Origin of the sequence: Ligilactobacillus hohenheimensis, from assembly GCF_947381805.1 — a bacterium.
In the GTDB taxonomy this organism is placed as follows: Bacteria; Bacillota; Bacilli; order Lactobacillales; family Lactobacillaceae; genus Ligilactobacillus; species Ligilactobacillus hohenheimensis.
Genome location: NZ_CANCXC010000001.1, coordinates 76,784 through 93,147, shown reverse-complemented (window position 1 = coordinate 93,147; position 16,364 = coordinate 76,784). Strand labels below are relative to the sequence as shown.

At 52.1% G+C, this 16,364-nt stretch carries 15 protein-coding genes; all 15 read right to left on the bottom strand.

Annotated features, from left to right (window positions below; translation table 11 throughout):
- Positions 1-46 precede the first annotated feature (46 nt).
- Positions 47-1,057 (bottom strand): Holliday junction branch migration DNA helicase RuvB, encoded by a 1,011-nt coding sequence (gene ruvB, locus QOR60_RS00490; RefSeq protein WP_283581403.1) that lies wholly within the window; start codon positions 1,055-1,057, stop codon positions 47-49.
- A 16-nt stretch (positions 1,058-1,073) separates the two neighbouring features.
- A complete protein-coding gene (gene ruvA / locus QOR60_RS00485; RefSeq protein ID WP_283581402.1) occupies positions 1,074-1,664 on the bottom strand; it encodes a Holliday junction branch migration protein RuvA in 591 nt (196 codons plus the stop codon).
- Positions 1,665-1,679: 15 nt separating this feature from the next.
- Positions 1,680-3,584: a DNA mismatch repair endonuclease MutL gene (gene mutL, locus QOR60_RS00480; RefSeq protein ID WP_283581401.1), complete on the bottom strand. Its 1,905-nt coding sequence runs from the start codon at positions 3,582-3,584 to the stop codon at positions 1,680-1,682.
- Positions 3,568-6,171, bottom strand: a complete 2,604-nt coding sequence (gene mutS / locus QOR60_RS00475; protein WP_283581400.1) for a DNA mismatch repair protein MutS — start codon at positions 6,169-6,171, stop codon at positions 3,568-3,570. Before mutS ends, mutL begins: the two co-directional genes overlap by 17 nt.
- A 29-nt stretch (positions 6,172-6,200) precedes the next feature.
- Complete coding sequence (locus tag QOR60_RS00470) at positions 6,201-7,007, bottom strand: TIGR00282 family metallophosphoesterase (protein ID WP_283581399.1); 807 nt, start codon at positions 7,005-7,007, stop codon at positions 6,201-6,203.
- A gap of 133 nt (positions 7,008-7,140) precedes the next feature.
- Positions 7,141-8,706, bottom strand: coding sequence for a ribonuclease Y (rny, locus tag QOR60_RS00465; RefSeq protein ID WP_283581992.1), 1,566 nt, complete (start codon positions 8,704-8,706; stop codon positions 7,141-7,143).
- Between the two features lie 174 nt (positions 8,707-8,880).
- Positions 8,881-9,927 carry a recombinase RecA gene (recA, locus tag QOR60_RS00460; protein ID WP_283581398.1) on the bottom strand — a complete coding sequence of 349 codons (1,047 nt, stop codon included), beginning with the start codon at positions 9,925-9,927 and terminating at the stop codon, positions 8,881-8,883.
- Between the two features lie 96 nt (positions 9,928-10,023).
- Positions 10,024-10,506: a CinA family protein gene (locus tag QOR60_RS00455; protein WP_283581397.1), complete on the bottom strand. Its 483-nt coding sequence runs from the start codon at positions 10,504-10,506 to the stop codon at positions 10,024-10,026.
- A 140-nt stretch (positions 10,507-10,646) separates the two neighbouring features.
- A complete protein-coding gene (gene pgsA / locus QOR60_RS00450) occupies positions 10,647-11,237 on the bottom strand; it encodes a CDP-diacylglycerol--glycerol-3-phosphate 3-phosphatidyltransferase (RefSeq protein ID WP_283581396.1) in 591 nt (196 codons plus the stop codon).
- A gap of 23 nt (positions 11,238-11,260) precedes the next feature.
- Positions 11,261-12,265: a helix-turn-helix domain-containing protein gene (locus tag QOR60_RS00445; protein WP_283581395.1), complete on the bottom strand. Its 1,005-nt coding sequence runs from the start codon at positions 12,263-12,265 to the stop codon at positions 11,261-11,263.
- 83 nt (positions 12,266-12,348) lie between these two features.
- The gene (gene ymfI / locus QOR60_RS00440) at positions 12,349-13,074 is read right to left on the bottom strand and encodes an elongation factor P 5-aminopentanone reductase (protein ID WP_283581394.1); all 726 of its coding nucleotides are present in this window, start codon (positions 13,072-13,074) and stop codon (positions 12,349-12,351) included.
- A 2-nt stretch (positions 13,075-13,076) separates the two neighbouring features.
- Positions 13,077-14,348 carry an EF-P 5-aminopentanol modification-associated protein YfmH gene (gene yfmH, locus QOR60_RS00435; RefSeq protein ID WP_283581393.1) on the bottom strand — a complete coding sequence of 424 codons (1,272 nt, stop codon included), beginning with the start codon at positions 14,346-14,348 and terminating at the stop codon, positions 13,077-13,079.
- Positions 14,335-15,612, bottom strand: a complete 1,278-nt coding sequence (yfmF, locus tag QOR60_RS00430) for an EF-P 5-aminopentanol modification-associated protein YfmF (protein WP_283581392.1) — start codon at positions 15,610-15,612, stop codon at positions 14,335-14,337. The genes yfmH and yfmF overlap by 14 nt, the downstream gene beginning before the upstream one ends.
- 81 nt (positions 15,613-15,693) lie before the next feature.
- Positions 15,694-16,140: a hypothetical protein gene (locus QOR60_RS00425; RefSeq protein ID WP_283581391.1), complete on the bottom strand. Its 447-nt coding sequence runs from the start codon at positions 16,138-16,140 to the stop codon at positions 15,694-15,696.
- A gap of 1 nt (position 16,141) precedes the next feature.
- Positions 16,142-16,342, bottom strand: coding sequence for a helix-turn-helix transcriptional regulator (locus tag QOR60_RS00420; protein WP_283581390.1), 201 nt, complete (start codon positions 16,340-16,342; stop codon positions 16,142-16,144).
- Positions 16,343-16,364: the final 22 nt, after the last annotated feature.

Below are 16,364 nucleotides of genomic sequence, written 5' to 3'. Positions count from 1 at the left end.
GTCTAAACATAACCATACCAAAAACAATCGTCCTTGCCAACCGCTCTTAGTTCTGGTTATACGGAATTCCTAAATGCTCGTAGGCCGCCGGCGTCACTACCCGCCCCCGGGCCGTCCGTTTCAAAAAACCAATTTGCATGAGATACGGTTCAATCATATCCGCGACCGTCTCCGCCTCTTCACCCGTATTGGCTGCAATCGTGGTTAACCCAACGGGACCGCCACCATACAGTTCAATCATCGTGGTCAGCACCCGCCGGTCATTCTCATCCAGTCCCCGCTCATCAATTCGCAGTAGTTGGAGAGCATAATCCACGATTTCCGGATCAACCGTCTCCTTTCCGGCAACTTCCGCAAAGTCTCGCACCCGCTTAAGCAGCCGGTTTGCAATCCGCGGGGTCCCCCGGGAACGCCGCGCAATCGCATGGGCTCCTTCCCGGCTGATAGCCGTGTGTAACACCTGAGCGGAGCGGTGAATAATCGCCACCAGGTCATTCTCGGTATAATACTGCATGTGGCCGTTTATCCCAAACCGGTCCCGCAACGGTGCCGCTAACATTCCCGCCCGGGTAGTCGCCCCAATGAGGGTAAACGGAGGTAGCGGGAAATGAACGGCGTGAGCGCCGGCATCCTGCCCAACAACGATGTCGATGTAATAGTCTTCCATCGCTGAATACAAAATTTCTTCGACGTTCTTGGGAAGACGGTGGATTTCATCAATAAATAGCACGTCTCCCGGTGTCAATTCGTTCAAGAGCGCCACCAAGTCACCGGGCCGTTCGATTGCTGGGCCACTCGCCTGCTTAAGGTTCACCCCCAACTCGTTAGCGATAATCACGGCCATCGTGGTTTTCCCTAATCCTGGTGGACCGTACAGTAAAACATGGTCCAACGCTTCTTCCCGTTGTTTAGCAGCCTTGATGTAAACCCCAATTTCTTGTTTGAGCTTTTCCTGCCCAATGTAATCATTCAGCGTCTGGGGGCGTAACGATCCCTCAACCTGTTCTTCGGCCGCATCGTTACTTGCAGCTGAGACGATCCGTTCTTCATCGTCCATTCGACCCCTCCTCTCGCTAATTCATCATCAACCGGAGCGCTTCCCGCAGGTACTCGTCAGTCGACTGCCCCTCAAAATCACGGAGCTTCTTGGTCACCCGCTTGACCTCCGTCTTAGTGTATCCCAAAGCACTCAAAGCAGCGACCGCCTCTTGCAGGGCTGGATCATCAGTCGGTGGCTGGGCAACTTCCTTGTTCGGGGCTTCAGCAGCAACCGGCGCGAGCTTTCCTTTAAGGTCCAGAATAATCTGCTTAGCAGTCTTCTTCCCAATTCCCGGGTACTTCACCAGGTAGTTCACGTCGTCCGCCTCAACGGCCGCAACAAAGCCGGCATGGTCGTCATTAGCTAAAATTGCCAGCGCACTCTTGGGACCGATTCCCGCTACACTAATCAACCGCAAGAAAAGCTCCTTCTCTTCTAATGAGCTAAAGCCGTATAGCGTAACGGCCGTATCCCGAACAGCCTGGTACACGTACACCCGCTGCTTTTCGTTTTCATGGAAACGAAACGGGTTCGCCACCTGGACCTGGTAACCAACCCCTGCCACATCAACAACGATGTAACCGGGCGTCACCGCAGTAACCAACCCCGTTAAATACTCATACATGGTTTTCCTCCTTAATTACTGGTTCCACGACCGCTTGCTGTGATGCGGATCCTGAATCCGCTTGAACATCCGCTGTAACTCGCTGGCCGTAAAGTGGATTGTGGTGGGCCGTCCGTGGGGACAATTGTACGGGTTAGTACACTCCGCCAAGTGGTCCAAAAGGGCTTGCCCCTGCGCTGGTTCGAGGTGATGATTAGCCTTAATCGCCTGCTTACAGCTCGCCATCGCTAACGCCGCTTCCCGGAGCCGGGCCGTAGTAATATTGCGATGGGCAATTACGGTATCCACAATCGTCCGGATTTGTTCAGCCACATCGGTTTCCCCCATCCACGCCGGATGCTCCCGCACAATAAACGTGTTCTGCCCGAAATCGGCCAACGTAAGCCCCAGCTGGTTTAAATCATCCATCCGTTCACTCACAATCAACGCGTCACTTGCAGGATAGTTCAAAACGACCGGCACAAGCAGTTCCTGCATTGCAACGTGTTCGTTAGCCGCAGCAGTAGTGATTTTCTCAAACTTCACCCGTTCATGGGCCGCGTGCTGATCAATCAGGTATAACCCATCATCACCTTCAGCTAATAAATACGTCCCGTGAGCCTGGCCTAAGTACCGTAACCGGGGAAAATGCACGCTAGCGGCAGCCTCGTTAGCTCCAGTGACGTTTGTCTGATAGTGCCGGTCCCACGCCTGCATGGCAGGACTGGTAAGATCAGTCCGATGCTTAACGGTAATGACTGCTGGTTGTTCATCCGTGGCTACCGCCCGCTCTTCTTGCGGAGAAGCCGGCACCGGAGAAGAATTCCCCATTACCGCGGCATGCACCCGGTTACGCACCGTCTGGGCATGAACACTGGTCTGAAAGTCCAGTTGTTCACTGCGCTTTACCCGTGGCGCCTCTTTAGGGGACACGGTAGCGGCAGGAATTAAATCAGCGCCTGCCAGTCCCTGACGAACCGCGGTGGCAATCAGTGCCTCCAGCTGATCCTCCTTGCTTAACCGCACTTCCTGCTTCGTTGGATGAACGTTCACGTCCACCAAAAGCGGGTCAAGCTGAATATTAATTGCCGCAATGGGAAACCGCCCCACCATTAACTTCGTTCCGTACCCCTCCTGAATTGCCGCCCGTAACACTGGGTTAACCACCGTCCGGCCGTTAATCAGGGTTGTCATGTATTTCTTAGAAGCACGGGTGGTTGTTGGTTTAGCGACGTATCCCGTAACGTGAAAATCAAGGTCCTGCTGGTCAACAGCCAGCATCTCCCGGGCAACCCGGACGCCGTAGACCGCACTAATGGCCTGTTGCATTTTACCATTTCCGGCTGTTTGCAGCAGGGTGCGCCCGTTATTAACTAACCGAAACGCAATCTCTGGGTGACCGAGTGCCATTCGACTGAGAAGGTCACTGGTATGGGCGAGTTCGGTGGCGGGGGACTTGAGGTACTTTAGCCGGGCAGGAGTGTTATAAAACAACCCCGCAACGGTTACTACGGTCCCCGGGCGGTGCGCCGTTGGTTCAAGGGCCACCTGCTCCCCACCCTTGATGTGGATCGTGGTTGCCGCCTGCGCGTCCTTAGTTGCCGTCGTGAGCGTTACGTCTGCGACCGAAGCAATACTTGGCAACGCCTCACCCCGAAACCCGAGGGTGTGCACCCGAAACAGATCGGTCCGGTCCGTAATTTTACTCGTCGCGTGTCGCCGAAACGCCACCGGAACGTCCTCTTCGGCAATTCCCGCCCCGTTATCGGTCACCGTAATGGTTTTCAATCCGGCATCCGTCAACTCAACCGTGATCCGCTGGGCGTGCGCATCAATTGCGTTTTCAACCAGTTCCTTGACCACCGAGGCCGGTCGTTCAATGACTTCCCCCGCGGCAATTTGGTTCGCCAGGTTTTCTGGAAGCTCATGAATTCTTGTCATCAACGCCACCTCCCTGGAGTTGCTGCTGCCACTTATAAAGAAGGTTCATCGCATCCAGCGGCGTCATCCCCATTAAGTTTAACTGCCGTAACTCATCCACAATCGGCGCGGTTACCGGGTCCTTTTGGGGACGGGGAGCAGGAGGTGTTTCCGGAACGAACAACGAGAGCTGTTCATCCGTCGCCGCTACCGGATCCGCTGGCTTAGAATCAGCCGTGGCCTCCAGTTGCTGCAGGATCACGTTTGCCCGTTTGATCAGGGGCGCCGGCATTCCCGCTAACTTGGCAACGTGGATTCCGTAAGACTTATCAGCCGGCCCTGGGGCAACCTTGTGCAGAAAGATTAACTTGCCGTCCCGTTCAACCGCCCCAACGTGAACGTTTTTAAGGTGCGGGAGTTGGGCCGTTAATTGGGTCAGCTCGTGATAATGGGTTGAAAAGAGCGTCTTGGCATGCACGTGCTCATGGACATACTCAATAATTGCCTGGGCAAGCGCCATCCCATCGTACGTCGCCGTTCCCCGCCCGAGTTCATCAAAGAGCAACAAACTGTTAGCAGTAGCGTTACTCAACGCTGCGTTAGCCTCCTGCATTTCAACCATAAACGTCGAATTTCCCGCGATCAAATCATCCGCAGCCCCAATTCGGGTAAAGATCTGGTCAAACAACGGCAACTGTGCCTTTTTAGCTGGGACGTAACACCCCATCTGCGCCATGATTACCGTCAGGGCAACCTGCCGCATGTAGGTACTCTTCCCGGACATGTTCGGCCCGGTAATCAGTAAAATCTGCGCGTCCCGCGTTAACTGCACGTCGTTGGGAACGTACTCCTCCGTTCCGATTACCTTCGCAATCACGGGATGCCAGCCCTGCTCAATCACCATCTCCTGGTGTTGCGTGTCAAACGTCGGCCGGACAAACTGACCCTCCTCGCTCACCGTCGCAAAGCTTTGGAGAACGTCGAGTTGGGCAACGGCGGCCGCTAACCGCTGCAGGCGCGGAATTGCCCGTTTAATTTGCTCGCGAATTTCCATGAAGAGCTGGTGCTCAAGGGCAACGTCGTGGTCCTCCGCCCCAAGGATTAACTGTTCCTTTTCCTTCAATTCCGGGGTGATAAACCGCTCTGCATTCACCAGCGTTTGCTTCCGGTGGTATCGGTCCTGCGGCACCTTATCAAGGTGGGCCCGGGAAACCTCAATGTAGTACCCAAAAACGCGGTTAAACCCGATTTTCAACTTATTAATTCCGGTTGCTTCCCGCTCCTGCTGCTCCAAGTCAGCAATCCACTGCTTCCCGTTCGTCATCGCTTCCGTGTATTCATCAAGTTGTTTACTGTATCCCGGACGAATGAGTCCCCCGTCAGTAATGGTTACGGGGGGATCATCAACGATTGCCCGGTGGATCAAGTCCGTAACGTCACTGACCGGATCCAGGTCCTTCAACAGTGTTGTAAACGCCCCGGTATCAAGTTCGGTAACAACGTGACGAAGTTGTGGAATGTGTTCCAGGGACGTGCGCAGTTGGACCAGGTCCCGGCCGTTTACGTTTCCCAGGGCTACCCGCCCAACAAGGCGTTCAAGGTCGTACACGTGGGTTAATTCTTCCTGGAGGGCCGAACGCTCCATGAAGTTTTCCAATAATATGGTGACCCGTTCCTGCCGGTCACGAATTGCCGCAGCATCAAGCAACGGGCGGCGAATCCACTGGTGAAGCACTCGCCCGCCCATGGCCGTTTTAGTCTTATCCAGTAACCACAGTAGCGTTCCCGCCTTTTTTCCCGTCCGTGAATTTTTTACCAGGTCAAGGTTCGTGACAGCGGAATGGTCGAGTTTCAAAAACGCCGTTGGGGTGTAGCTCACCGCCCGTTTAAGGTGGGTAAGCGCCCGCTTTTGGGTCACGATGAGGTAGGAAACAAGGTGCTTAACTGCCGCCAACTCATTCTGGTCGGTTAATCCCTGAATAGCAAAGCCCACCTCGGCATGGTCACTGACCTGCAATTGCGATGATTGCAATACGTGGAGCTTTTTTAGCTGTTTCTTAGTTGCGGCCGTAACGCTTTCGTCCAGAACGACTTCCTTGGTTTGCAAGCTAATTAGTTCGTTGACCACCGCAGAGAGGTCCGACAGGTGGGTCACCTGCAATTCCCCGGTGGAAAGGTCAACGTAGGCCAGCCCAAACGCCTCCTGTGATTCGTGAAGTGCCGTGAGGTAGTTATTATCCTTAGCATTGGTTTCAGTCTGATCAACCAACGTTCCTGGAGTAATAAGCTGAACGACTTCGCGCTTAACCATTCCCTTGGCGAGCTTGGGATCCTCCATCTGCTCACAAATAGCAACCTTGTATCCCTGGTCAACCAAAATGTCGATGTAATTTTGCACCGCGTGGTGGGGCACCCCACACATCGGCACCTTTTCCTTTGATTGCTTATTCCGGGCGGTGAGGGTCAATTCAAGCAGTTGCGCGCCCTTCACCGCATCGTCATAAAACATTTCATAAAAATCACCCAGCCGGTAAAACAAAAACGCATCCGGATACTGCTTTTTTATCGCTAAGTACTGCTCCATCATCGGCGTTGTCTTTTTTGCCATTGCTTCTCTCACCTCCACACCAAACGGACCTATTCAAAAAAGGGTTGATCCGGACTAATTTGAACCGGAATAATCCGCCGGGCAACAAACGGATCGGCGTCCTTCGTCTCCACCACGCAGCCACACAGCATTGCGCGGTCTTCTTCGGCGACGGTGAACCGTACGGGCATCTGGGTGAGAAACCGGTCAATTACCGCAGTCCGTTCCATTCCTAAAATTCCGTCGTACGGACCAGTCATTCCCGCGTCACTCATAAACGCGGTCCCCCGCGGCAATACCCGGGCATCGTTTGTTTGCACGTGCGTGTGCGTTCCGACAACTGCGGTCACCTGGCCGTCAAAGTACCAGGCAAACGCCTCCTTCTCGCTCGTTGTTTCCGCATGAAAATCAACAAAAATTGCATCAACGTGCCCGTGTTTTTTTAGTCGCTCAATAATCCGGTGCGCCGTTGCAAACGGATCATCACACGGATTCATGAATACCCGACCCTGCAGGTTAATGATGCCAACCTTATGCTGGTTCACCTTAACGGTACAGTACCCCTTCCCCGGAACTGAGGGTGCGAAGTTAGCTGGCCGAATCAGCTTATCTGCGTGGTCGATAAAATCCTGAATTTGCGGATTATCCCACGTATGATTCCCCATCGTGATTACGTCTGCTCCGGCTGCCAAAAGCTTTTTATAAACTTTTTCGTTGATTCCCCGCCCCCGGGTGGCATTTTCCCCGTTAACAATGGTTAGCTGGGGGTGATACTTCTTCTTTAATTTGGGCAAGTATTCCGCGACCATGTGTTGGCCTGCTGTGCCCATTACGTCACCGATAAATAAAAACTGCATGGTTCAGGCGTCCTTCTTACTAATTTCGTTATTATTCTATCATAATCATCCTGCCGGAGTTCCTTCACCAGGGAGTTGTAAGACAAACGTGACGGTCATAACCAGTGTCATGACCGTCACGTTTTCCGGGACGCTACTTAGCGTAGTCAATTGCCCGGGTCTCCCGAATTACCGTCACCTTAATCTGGCCCGGATATTCGAGCTCGTCTTCAATTTTTGCCTTAATGTCGTGGGCAAGCGTTGTTGCCTGCAGGTCATTTACCCGCTTTGGTTCAACAATTACCCGCACTTCACGACCAGCTTGGATTGCGTAACTCTTGTGAACGCCCTTAAAGCTCTTAGCAATCTCCTCCAGCTTCTTCAGCCGGTGAAGGTAACTTTCAAGTGATTCGCTCCGAGCTCCTGGCCGGGCAGCAGACATTGCGTCCGCCGCAGCAACCAGTACCGCAATCACTGACTGGGGCTCTACATCACCATGGTGGGAAGCAATTGTGTTAACCACAACCTTACTTTCGTGGTACTTCTTCGCCAGTTCAACCCCAATTTCAACGTGTGAACCATCAACCTCGTAATCGATGGCCTTACCAATATCATGTAACAATCCTGCGCGCTTCGCCATTGTAACATCTTCGCCTAACTCAGCTGCCAGCACCCCTGCTAGCTTTGCAACCTCAATCGAATGGTTGAGGACGTTTTGCCCGTAACTGGTCCGGTAATTCATCCGCCCCACCGTTTTGATTAAATCAGGGTGCATCGAATGTAACCCAAGGTCAAAAATAGCCTGTTCCCCGGTTTCCCGGATCTTGCTATTCATTTCCTTGGTAGCCTTTTCGACCATTTCTTCAATCCGCGCCGGGTGAATTCGCCCGTCCTGGATTAACTTTTCAAGGGCAATTTTAGCAATTTCACGCCGCACAGGATCAAACCCGCTCAGCACAACTGCTTCGGGAGTATCATCGATAATTAAGTCAATTCCCGTTAATGTTTCGAGGGTCCGAATGTTTCGGCCTTCACGCCCAATAATCCGGCCCTTCATATCATCGTTTGGAAGGTTGACTACCGATACCGTCGATTCAGAGACAGTGTCCGCAGCAGATCGTTGAATCGCCTGGGTAATCAGGTTTTTAGCCCGCCGATCAGCTTCAGCCTTTGCCTCTGCTTCGGAATCCTTAATCATGATTGCCCGTTCCCGACTCAACTTATCCTTCATTTTGGCAAGAATTTGACCCCTTGCCTGGTCCTCAGTTAGCGAAGCGATTTCCTCAAGTCGTTCCTGCTGTTGCGCAACGAGTGAGTCAATCTTCTTGTTTTTGTTTTCGAGCGCTTTTCGATCATTAGCCAGCCGATTTTCCTTGTGTTCAAGCGACTGTTCCCGCTTCTCGAGGGACTCATCCTTGTGATCAAGGGTAGCTTCCCGTTGAATTAACCGGTCTTCCTGTCGCTGAACCTCAGCTCGCCGATCCTTTAATTCGCGTTCAACCTCTTTCCGGTAACGGTGACTTTCGTCCTTGGCCTCTAAAAGCGCTTCTTTCTTAGCGGCCTGCGCATCCTTATTGGCCTGCTGAATAATCCCATCAGCAGTCTGCGTAGCCTGATCAAGGTGCGCTTCATAGGTCCGTTTCCGAAAAACCGTTCCCAAAACAAAACCAACTACTAACGTTATAACGGCGACGGCGAGGATAGCAAAAATCATCATAATGCTACACCCCCACATCGTCTAATTAGCAAATCGAGTTTTAGATGTTAATTGATTAATTGCACACAGCATTATTCTAATCGTCCGGCGCGAGCAGTGTCAACACTCAGATAACCAATCGACCAAATTTATCATAAAATAAAATCGTTGGTCAAAACCAACCAACGATCACCAATTTTACTTCTGATCATCTAACGGCAACTCATCAGGATGGGCCTCCTGTTCCTCATCCGGTGAAGCAATCCCGTAAGCAGCCCGCACCTTCGCGGTAACCTCCTTCATCATATCAGGATGTTCTTTCAGGTAAGTCTTCGCGTTTTCACGGCCCTGACCAATCCGGTCATCACCATACGAGAACCACGAGCCGCTCTTCTTAATAATGTCCTTTTCAACGGCCATATCAAGAAGTTCACCGGTCTTGGAAACCCCCTCACCGTACATGATGTCAACCTCGGCAACCTTAAACGGCGGGGCAACCTTATTCTTTACGACCTTGATCTTAACTCGGTTACCGATAATATCGCTTCCGCTCTTAATTTGCTCAGCCCGCCGTACTTCCAGCCGGATTGTTGAGTAGAACTTAAGTGCGCGTCCACCAGGGGTCGTCTCAGGATTTCCAAACATCACGCCGACCTTTTCCCGGATCTGGTTGATAAAGATTGCAATCGTCCGGGTTTTATTAATTGAACCGGAAAGTTTCCGGAGCGCCTGGGACATCAACCGGGCCTGCAGCCCAACGTGAGCGTCCCCCATCTCGCCTTCAATTTCTGCCCGTGGAACTAATGCAGCAACCGAATCAACAACGATAATGTCAATGGCTCCCGATGTAACCAGCATGTCCGCAATCTGAAGCCCTTCTTCCCCAGTGTCAGGTTGGGAAAGAATCAAATCACTCGTGTCAACCCCAAGTGCCTTGGCGTACGAAAGGTCCATCGCGTTTTCAGCATCGATGTAAACAGCCTTCCCGCCCATCTTCTGGACTTCAGCCACAGCATGGAGAGCCACCGTTGTTTTCCCTGAACTTTCAGGACCGTAAATTTCAATAATCCGGCCCCGCGGATACCCACCAACACCAAGCGCCTCGTCAAGGGCAATCGATCCGCTTGAAACGGTTTCGATTTCTGTATTAACCTGTTCGTCCATCTTCATGATGGAGCCCTTTCCGAAACTCTTTTCAATTTTCTTTAGCGCGTTATCAAGCGCTGTTTGTCGTTCATCTGCCAAGAATCATTCCTACTTTCCGTCCAAGTTTCTCTGCCAAATCCGGCTTACCTTCCTTAGAATACCGAACTCAATCACAAAAATCAAGAAAAATACGAACTAATGTTTGCCCAACTCTGAAGAAACCAACTGGAATGCCGTCAACACACACTGCTGGCGCACGGTGTCGCGGTCGCCATCAAAACGGTACTTCTGAGCGGTCGTCCCCTGTTCACTGGCTAACCCAATCCACGCTGTCCCGGCCGGATTCCCTTCCAGCTCAGCCGGACCAGCTACCCCGGTGAAGGAAAGTGCGATGTCAGTTCGCATAATTTCACGGGCACGGCGAGCCATCCACAGGGCCACTTCTTCGCTAACAACCCCGAACTGGTTAATTACCGGCGCCGGAATCCCCAACAACACGCTTTTCGCTTCGTTTGAGTAGGTTACAAATCCCCCCGGAAAAACAGCAGAAATTCCAGGAACCGCCGTTAACGTGGACTGAAAGAGCCCACCGGTTAAGCTCTCCGCCGCAGTAATTGTTTTATCCTGTTCAATTAAATCCGCCCCAACTTGATGAGCCATCCGTTGCAATTCTTCCATTCCATGAACCCCTCACTTATTAATTACGCTCTTTCCGTATCAATTTTGCACTTGTCTTCCTGTTTTTCACCGGTTTAAAAATGCAGGCCCGGGCAATCACCACCGTGGTGCTTACCAAGCCCGCAATTTTAACTGTTTTCTTATTTCTTCCCGAACGAATCGGCAAATACCGCCCGGCTGTGGTAAAAGTAATCACACCCCGAGTAAACCGTAAAGAACAGGCAAATGTAAAGCAACACCGTTCCAATTGGAAAGTTAAAGGACACAAAGAAGACGTTATTCAACAACAGAAAAATAATGGCAAACATCTGCGTGAACGTCTTAATTTTTCCCGGCATTGCTGCCGCCATGACCTGCCCGTTGTTTTCAACAACGATTAAGCGCAACCCCGTTACTGCCAATTCCCGGCAAACGATAATTGCTGCCACCCACGCCGGAACCTTTCCCATCTGAACAAGGAAAATAAACGCAGTCATCACCAACATTTTATCCGCCAGGGGGTCCGCAAATTTACCAAAATTGGTGATAAGGTGCTGCCGGCGCGCAATTTGCCCGTCAATAAAGTCCGTCACACACGCTCCTGCAAATACAAGTGCCGCAATTAAGTGCGTCCACCCGATCGTTGTTCCGGCAATGGTTACCGTTCCCCAGTGCCAGGGAACCACCAGCAAAAGCATAAAAACGGGGATTAATATAATCCGGCCGACCGTCAACTTGTTCGGTAAGTTCATTTCTTATAGTTCCTTCCTAAGTACTAATAATCGCGGTTCACCGTTTGCAGCGTTCCGTTCGTTACAGTTCCAGTAGTCTGCGCAGGGACCGTTCCCATATTAATGACGATACTCCGCACGGTTAACTTGTGGTTGGCCTTCAGGAAATTAAATTTCCGGCCATTAAACTTAATCAGTGTTTCCTTGGAGTTCCCTAGGCTAATTTGAACGTTAGTTGCCGCTGCCGGAATCCGAATTTGCCGGCTCATTCCGGCCATTAACGTTCCCTGCCAGAGGGTTTCCCCGTTAACGGCAACGGAACACCATGATTCATCAGCCTTCCCCGTTAACTGAATCACGTTGTTTCCATCGTTATTCTTCATCTTGTAAACAAAGGTCTTCCCGCTCTTCCGGGTTAACTTAAATGATTGTTTCTTATGGTGCTTAGCCTTCGAAGACTGGGCAGATGACGATCGACTCGTCATCATTGAACTAGTTGAACTGCTTGCAACCGTTGCACTAGAAATCTTACTATTGGTAGAACTAGTTACCGCAGACGAATGATGGTGGTGAACGTTATTATTAACCGTCACCTTCCGGCTCGTTTGGGCAATTTGCCGCTCGTGTTGCGTCGCCCGCCGATTCTGAACCGATGCGTACACCACCCCACCAATAATCAAAACGACAACCCCGATAATGGTGATTAACGGCAACTGTTGTTTTAACCGCTCAAGCATTCCCGGCTTTGTTGCTGGTGCAGGACCATTTTGCCGCCGGCGAGAAAGGGACTGCCCGGCCGCACCGCCTGCATTATCAGTAACACTTCCCTTTGTTAGCTGGGCCACAACCGCATCCCCGTCAAGACCAACGGTGTTCGCATACTGCCGCACAAAGGCCCGCACGTAAAACTGCCCGGGAAGTGCTTCGAAATTATTTTCTTCGATTGCAATCAGGTACCGTTTTTGAATCTTAGTAATCTGCTGCAAATCATCAAGGGTGTACCCCTTCTTTTCCCGTGCAGCTTTTAATGTTTGTCCAATATTGTCCATTAGGAATCTCTCCAATAAACCATGATTTCCTCTTCGAGTTCTTCACCAGTATAGCACATTCCGCCCTCGTGAAACCGCAGTTTCTACTTAAGCCAGCCCCCGGTGACGTAAAGTGTTTGCCCCGTCATGTACTGGGCCTCTGGTTGAAGCAATCCCGTTACCCAGTAAGCAATTTCCTGGGGCGTCGCAAAGCGGCCAGCGGGAACATCGGCAGCCACCGCCGCACGCGTTTCATCGTCAAACATCGCGTTCATCCGCGTATCGACCGCTCCGGGAGCAACAACGTTGACGGTGATCCCCGTTGCCGCCACTTCCTGACTATAAGCGCGGGCAAATGCGCTTAATGCGCCCTTAATGGTACTGTACGTCACTTCCATGGCACTGCCAGCACCACCATACACCGAACCCACAAATACAATCCGGCCATGTTGACGCTGAGCTAACTTCTCTTCAACTAGTTGCACTAACCGAAGGGGGGTCTGCAACTGAACCCTTAACATGGAAGCAAACCGCTCTGGATCACTGTCATGAAATAACCCGTACTCGGTGGTTCCCTGGGCAAAAATAACGGCATCCAGGCCAAACAATTGATTGGCAATTGTCGCAGCAGCATCTATTTCACTTAGATCAGCCGCAACGGGAAGAAAATCCTGGCGGGAATACTGTTCCTGTAATTCAGTTGTTAACGCCGTAATCCGGTCCTTTCCCGTATGATAGTGCAAGTATAACGACCAGCCCTGCGCCGCCAACCGCCGGGCAACGGCCGTTCCGATGTCACCGGACGCACCACAAATTAACGCCCACTTCATCACTAATCATCTCCCGGTAAAAGTGTTACTTCGCATGGTTCCTGACTTACCATGCACTTCATGTGTTCACAAACATCCGCCAACGTTAACCGCTGCAGCTCACCAAGCGCCTCAAACAACGTTACGTCACCCGGAAACGCCGCCGCGGAATCAGCCACCGTTTCAAGCGAATTAATTGCCTGGAGATACCGCCCCGTATACTCCCGCTTAGCACGTTCAAACGCCGATTGTGCGGTTACCAGTTGATCCGTTGCCCGTGCGAGCTGCTGGCGAACAACCTGGATTAATTCTTCCGGTCGGGGTGTTTCTCCCGTAATCGTCATAAAGTGGTAGCCCCGTTCATACTCGTAGGTGGCACTAAAGCTATCATCGAGCAATCCCGAATCATAGTGCCACTGGTAAAATGCCGTATCTTCACCAAAGAGCAGGTACAGCCCAATCTGACCAGCAAGGCGCGCCCGAAGCCCCGGAAGTCCTGAAACAGGCACCGTTATCCCCCGTAATCCCACCGCAATCCGTGGCCGGTTAACCGCCAAGTGTAGCGTTGTCCTTTTTACCGGAGAAGCCAAAGCAACGGGCTGGCGCACAAACGCTGGCGCGGGCCGGGATAGCAACGGAAGCTGCTGAAGAAACGCGGCAATCCGCTGAGCATCAAATCCACCCGTAACAAACAGTGTCATGTTTGCCGGCTGGTAAAACGTTGCCCAGCACGCGTACAACATCGCCGGGGTAATTGTTGCAATTGATTCCTGGGTGCCCGCAACGTCGGCGGCCAACGCTGTTTTGGGGTACATACTTTGCCCTAACTGCGCTAAGAGCCGCCAATCCGGATCATCCTGGTACATTTGAATCTCCTGCCCGATAATCCCCTGTTCCTTCGCCACTCCTCTGGCCGAAAAATACGGATCAAATACAAAATCAAGTAAAATTTGTAAGCACTCCGTCAAGTGCGTGGTTGTATTGAACAGGTAACTTGTTTGGGTGTAACTCGTAAAGGCGTTGGCATCCGCCCCGTATTTTCCGAAGAGGTCAAACGCATCGTGATCCCGCTTCTCAAACATCTTGTGTTCCAGAAAATGAGCAATCCCTTCGGGGTACGTCACCCGCTTCCCCGAACGGTACGTCACGGCAGTATCAATCCCACCGTAGTTGACTGTCAGGAGCGCATAGCTCTTTTGGTAACCGGCACGGGGCATCAGGTTAACCCGTAACCCGTTCGCTAACGTTAGCTGATACCGGGTTTCGTGCAGCTGATTATACTTAATCTGACGCATTCCCGGTCGCTCCTTTCAATAACATCGTTGCCTGCAACTGACATTTCCGGGCAACGCGCATCACCGCCTGCTTCGTAACGGCTTCCGTCCGCCGCATTGTTTTTGCCATACTAACCGGCTGGCCCGTTAATTGGCGGGTTAACTCCCGACTAAGAGGGGTTCCCTGCGAATCAAGATTCGCCCGGTAACCGTTAACCAACGTTGCCTTCACCTGGTCCAACCGTGCGGAGGAAAATTCCCCCGTTTGTAGCCGGTGTAACTGGGCAATCACTTTGTCCCGAACCACCGGCGTGTTTTGGGCTTCGATGCCCGTCTCAACGACTACGGTTTGACGGAAAGCATCGTACGTACTGTTGGCATAGTACGCCAGGCTCTCCTGTTCCCGCACAGTCGTAAACAGGTACGATAACGCCGTTCCCCCAAAGAGACCGTTCATTACTACGGCAGCGTAATAGTCAGGCGTTCCATACGTTACTGGCAGTCGAAAAGCAAGGTCAAACTTTGCCTGGTTAACAGGCAATGCTAACACCTGATCGGTAACGGTTGCCCGTTCTGGCTGGTGGTACGTGATTTCACGTTCAAGGGGCTGCCGGGGGGTAAACGGCAACCGGTCTGCGACCGCGGCAATCACGGGTGCTTCATCCACAGCCCCCGTAACGCCGATCAAAACCTCGTCTGCCGTGAGCATTTGCTGGTAAGCGACCGCTAACGTCATCGCGTTTTGTGCGCGCACGTCAGCCACCGTTCCCAGGGGACTGACCTGCTGGGCCGGATCATCGAAGTATTCGCCGGCTAAGCGGTGGGCCGCGAGTGTTTGCTTATCATCCGCCATTCCCGTCAGATAATCAACCAGTATCCGGCGCTGCTGGGCAACCACCTCATCATCAAAGTGTCCCTGGTGCAACAACGGATTAAAAATCATTTCCCGCAAAAAATCAAGGCCAGCGGTCAGCAAAGCCGGCTGGCCCGGGATAAACTGGGGAGCCGGAATGGTTAAAATAAAATTAATCACGTGCCGGGTGCCCTTCCGCACTACGGTCGTCCCAAAATTTGCCCCGTACAAATCCGCCAGCGCCCGGGCAACCGCCCGCTGGGTTGGATACTGGGTGCTACTAACCTCCAGAATATTTGCCAGGAGCGTCCGCTGGGCAAGCTGCTCCGGGCTGATAATCTTCGTCGCAAACGAAACCATCACCCGAATGGTCTTAAACTGACTGGTGGGGAGCACCATTAAGTGGGCCCCCGTCGTTAACTTTCGGCGCATACCTGCGCCTCCTTCCGTACTAATTCGCGGGATAATTATACACCGAACACCCCAGAACTAAAACGGGGGCTTCCTTGTTTCCTACTGGTGCGCCTCAAGGTACCAGTAAAGGCCGACGACCAACCACTCGTGGATAATCATCATTCCAAGAACCGCAACCACAACAACCGGGAGCGGAACCATAACTGGGTGCGCCGCATTCATTAGGGCAAGGCCAAATACAAAAACGATTGTCAACACAACGACTGTTTGCCCCGCAATATAGCCCGCACTTAAAACCAGGTGCTGTTCCCGTTCATCGCCCGCAGGATACGACGGCCGTGCCCGCAACGCCCATACTCGCGGTTTCATTCCGTTAACTGATTCGCGAACTAACCGTAGTCGGATAATTGCCACCACCGCCATTGCCAGGCAACAAACGCCCGATAATAACCGGTTATCAATAAACATTACTAATCCGCTAAAACAAACCAACATCAGCGTCATCGTTACCGCTCGTACTAATAACTGTTTTTTAATCCACGTCATCCTAATCACCATCCTCCATCGTAAAGAGTTCATCAACCGTCACGCCCAGCACCCGCGCCAGGGTAAATGCTAATTCCAGCGACGGGGAATACTTGGCGTTTTCAATCGCATTAATTGTTTGCCGCGTCACCCCGGTCAAATCAGCCAGCCGTGCCTGGGAATACCCCTGTGCCTTGCGCAACTGTAAAATTCGGTTTTGCACTTCTGCACCCCCTAAATGTAAA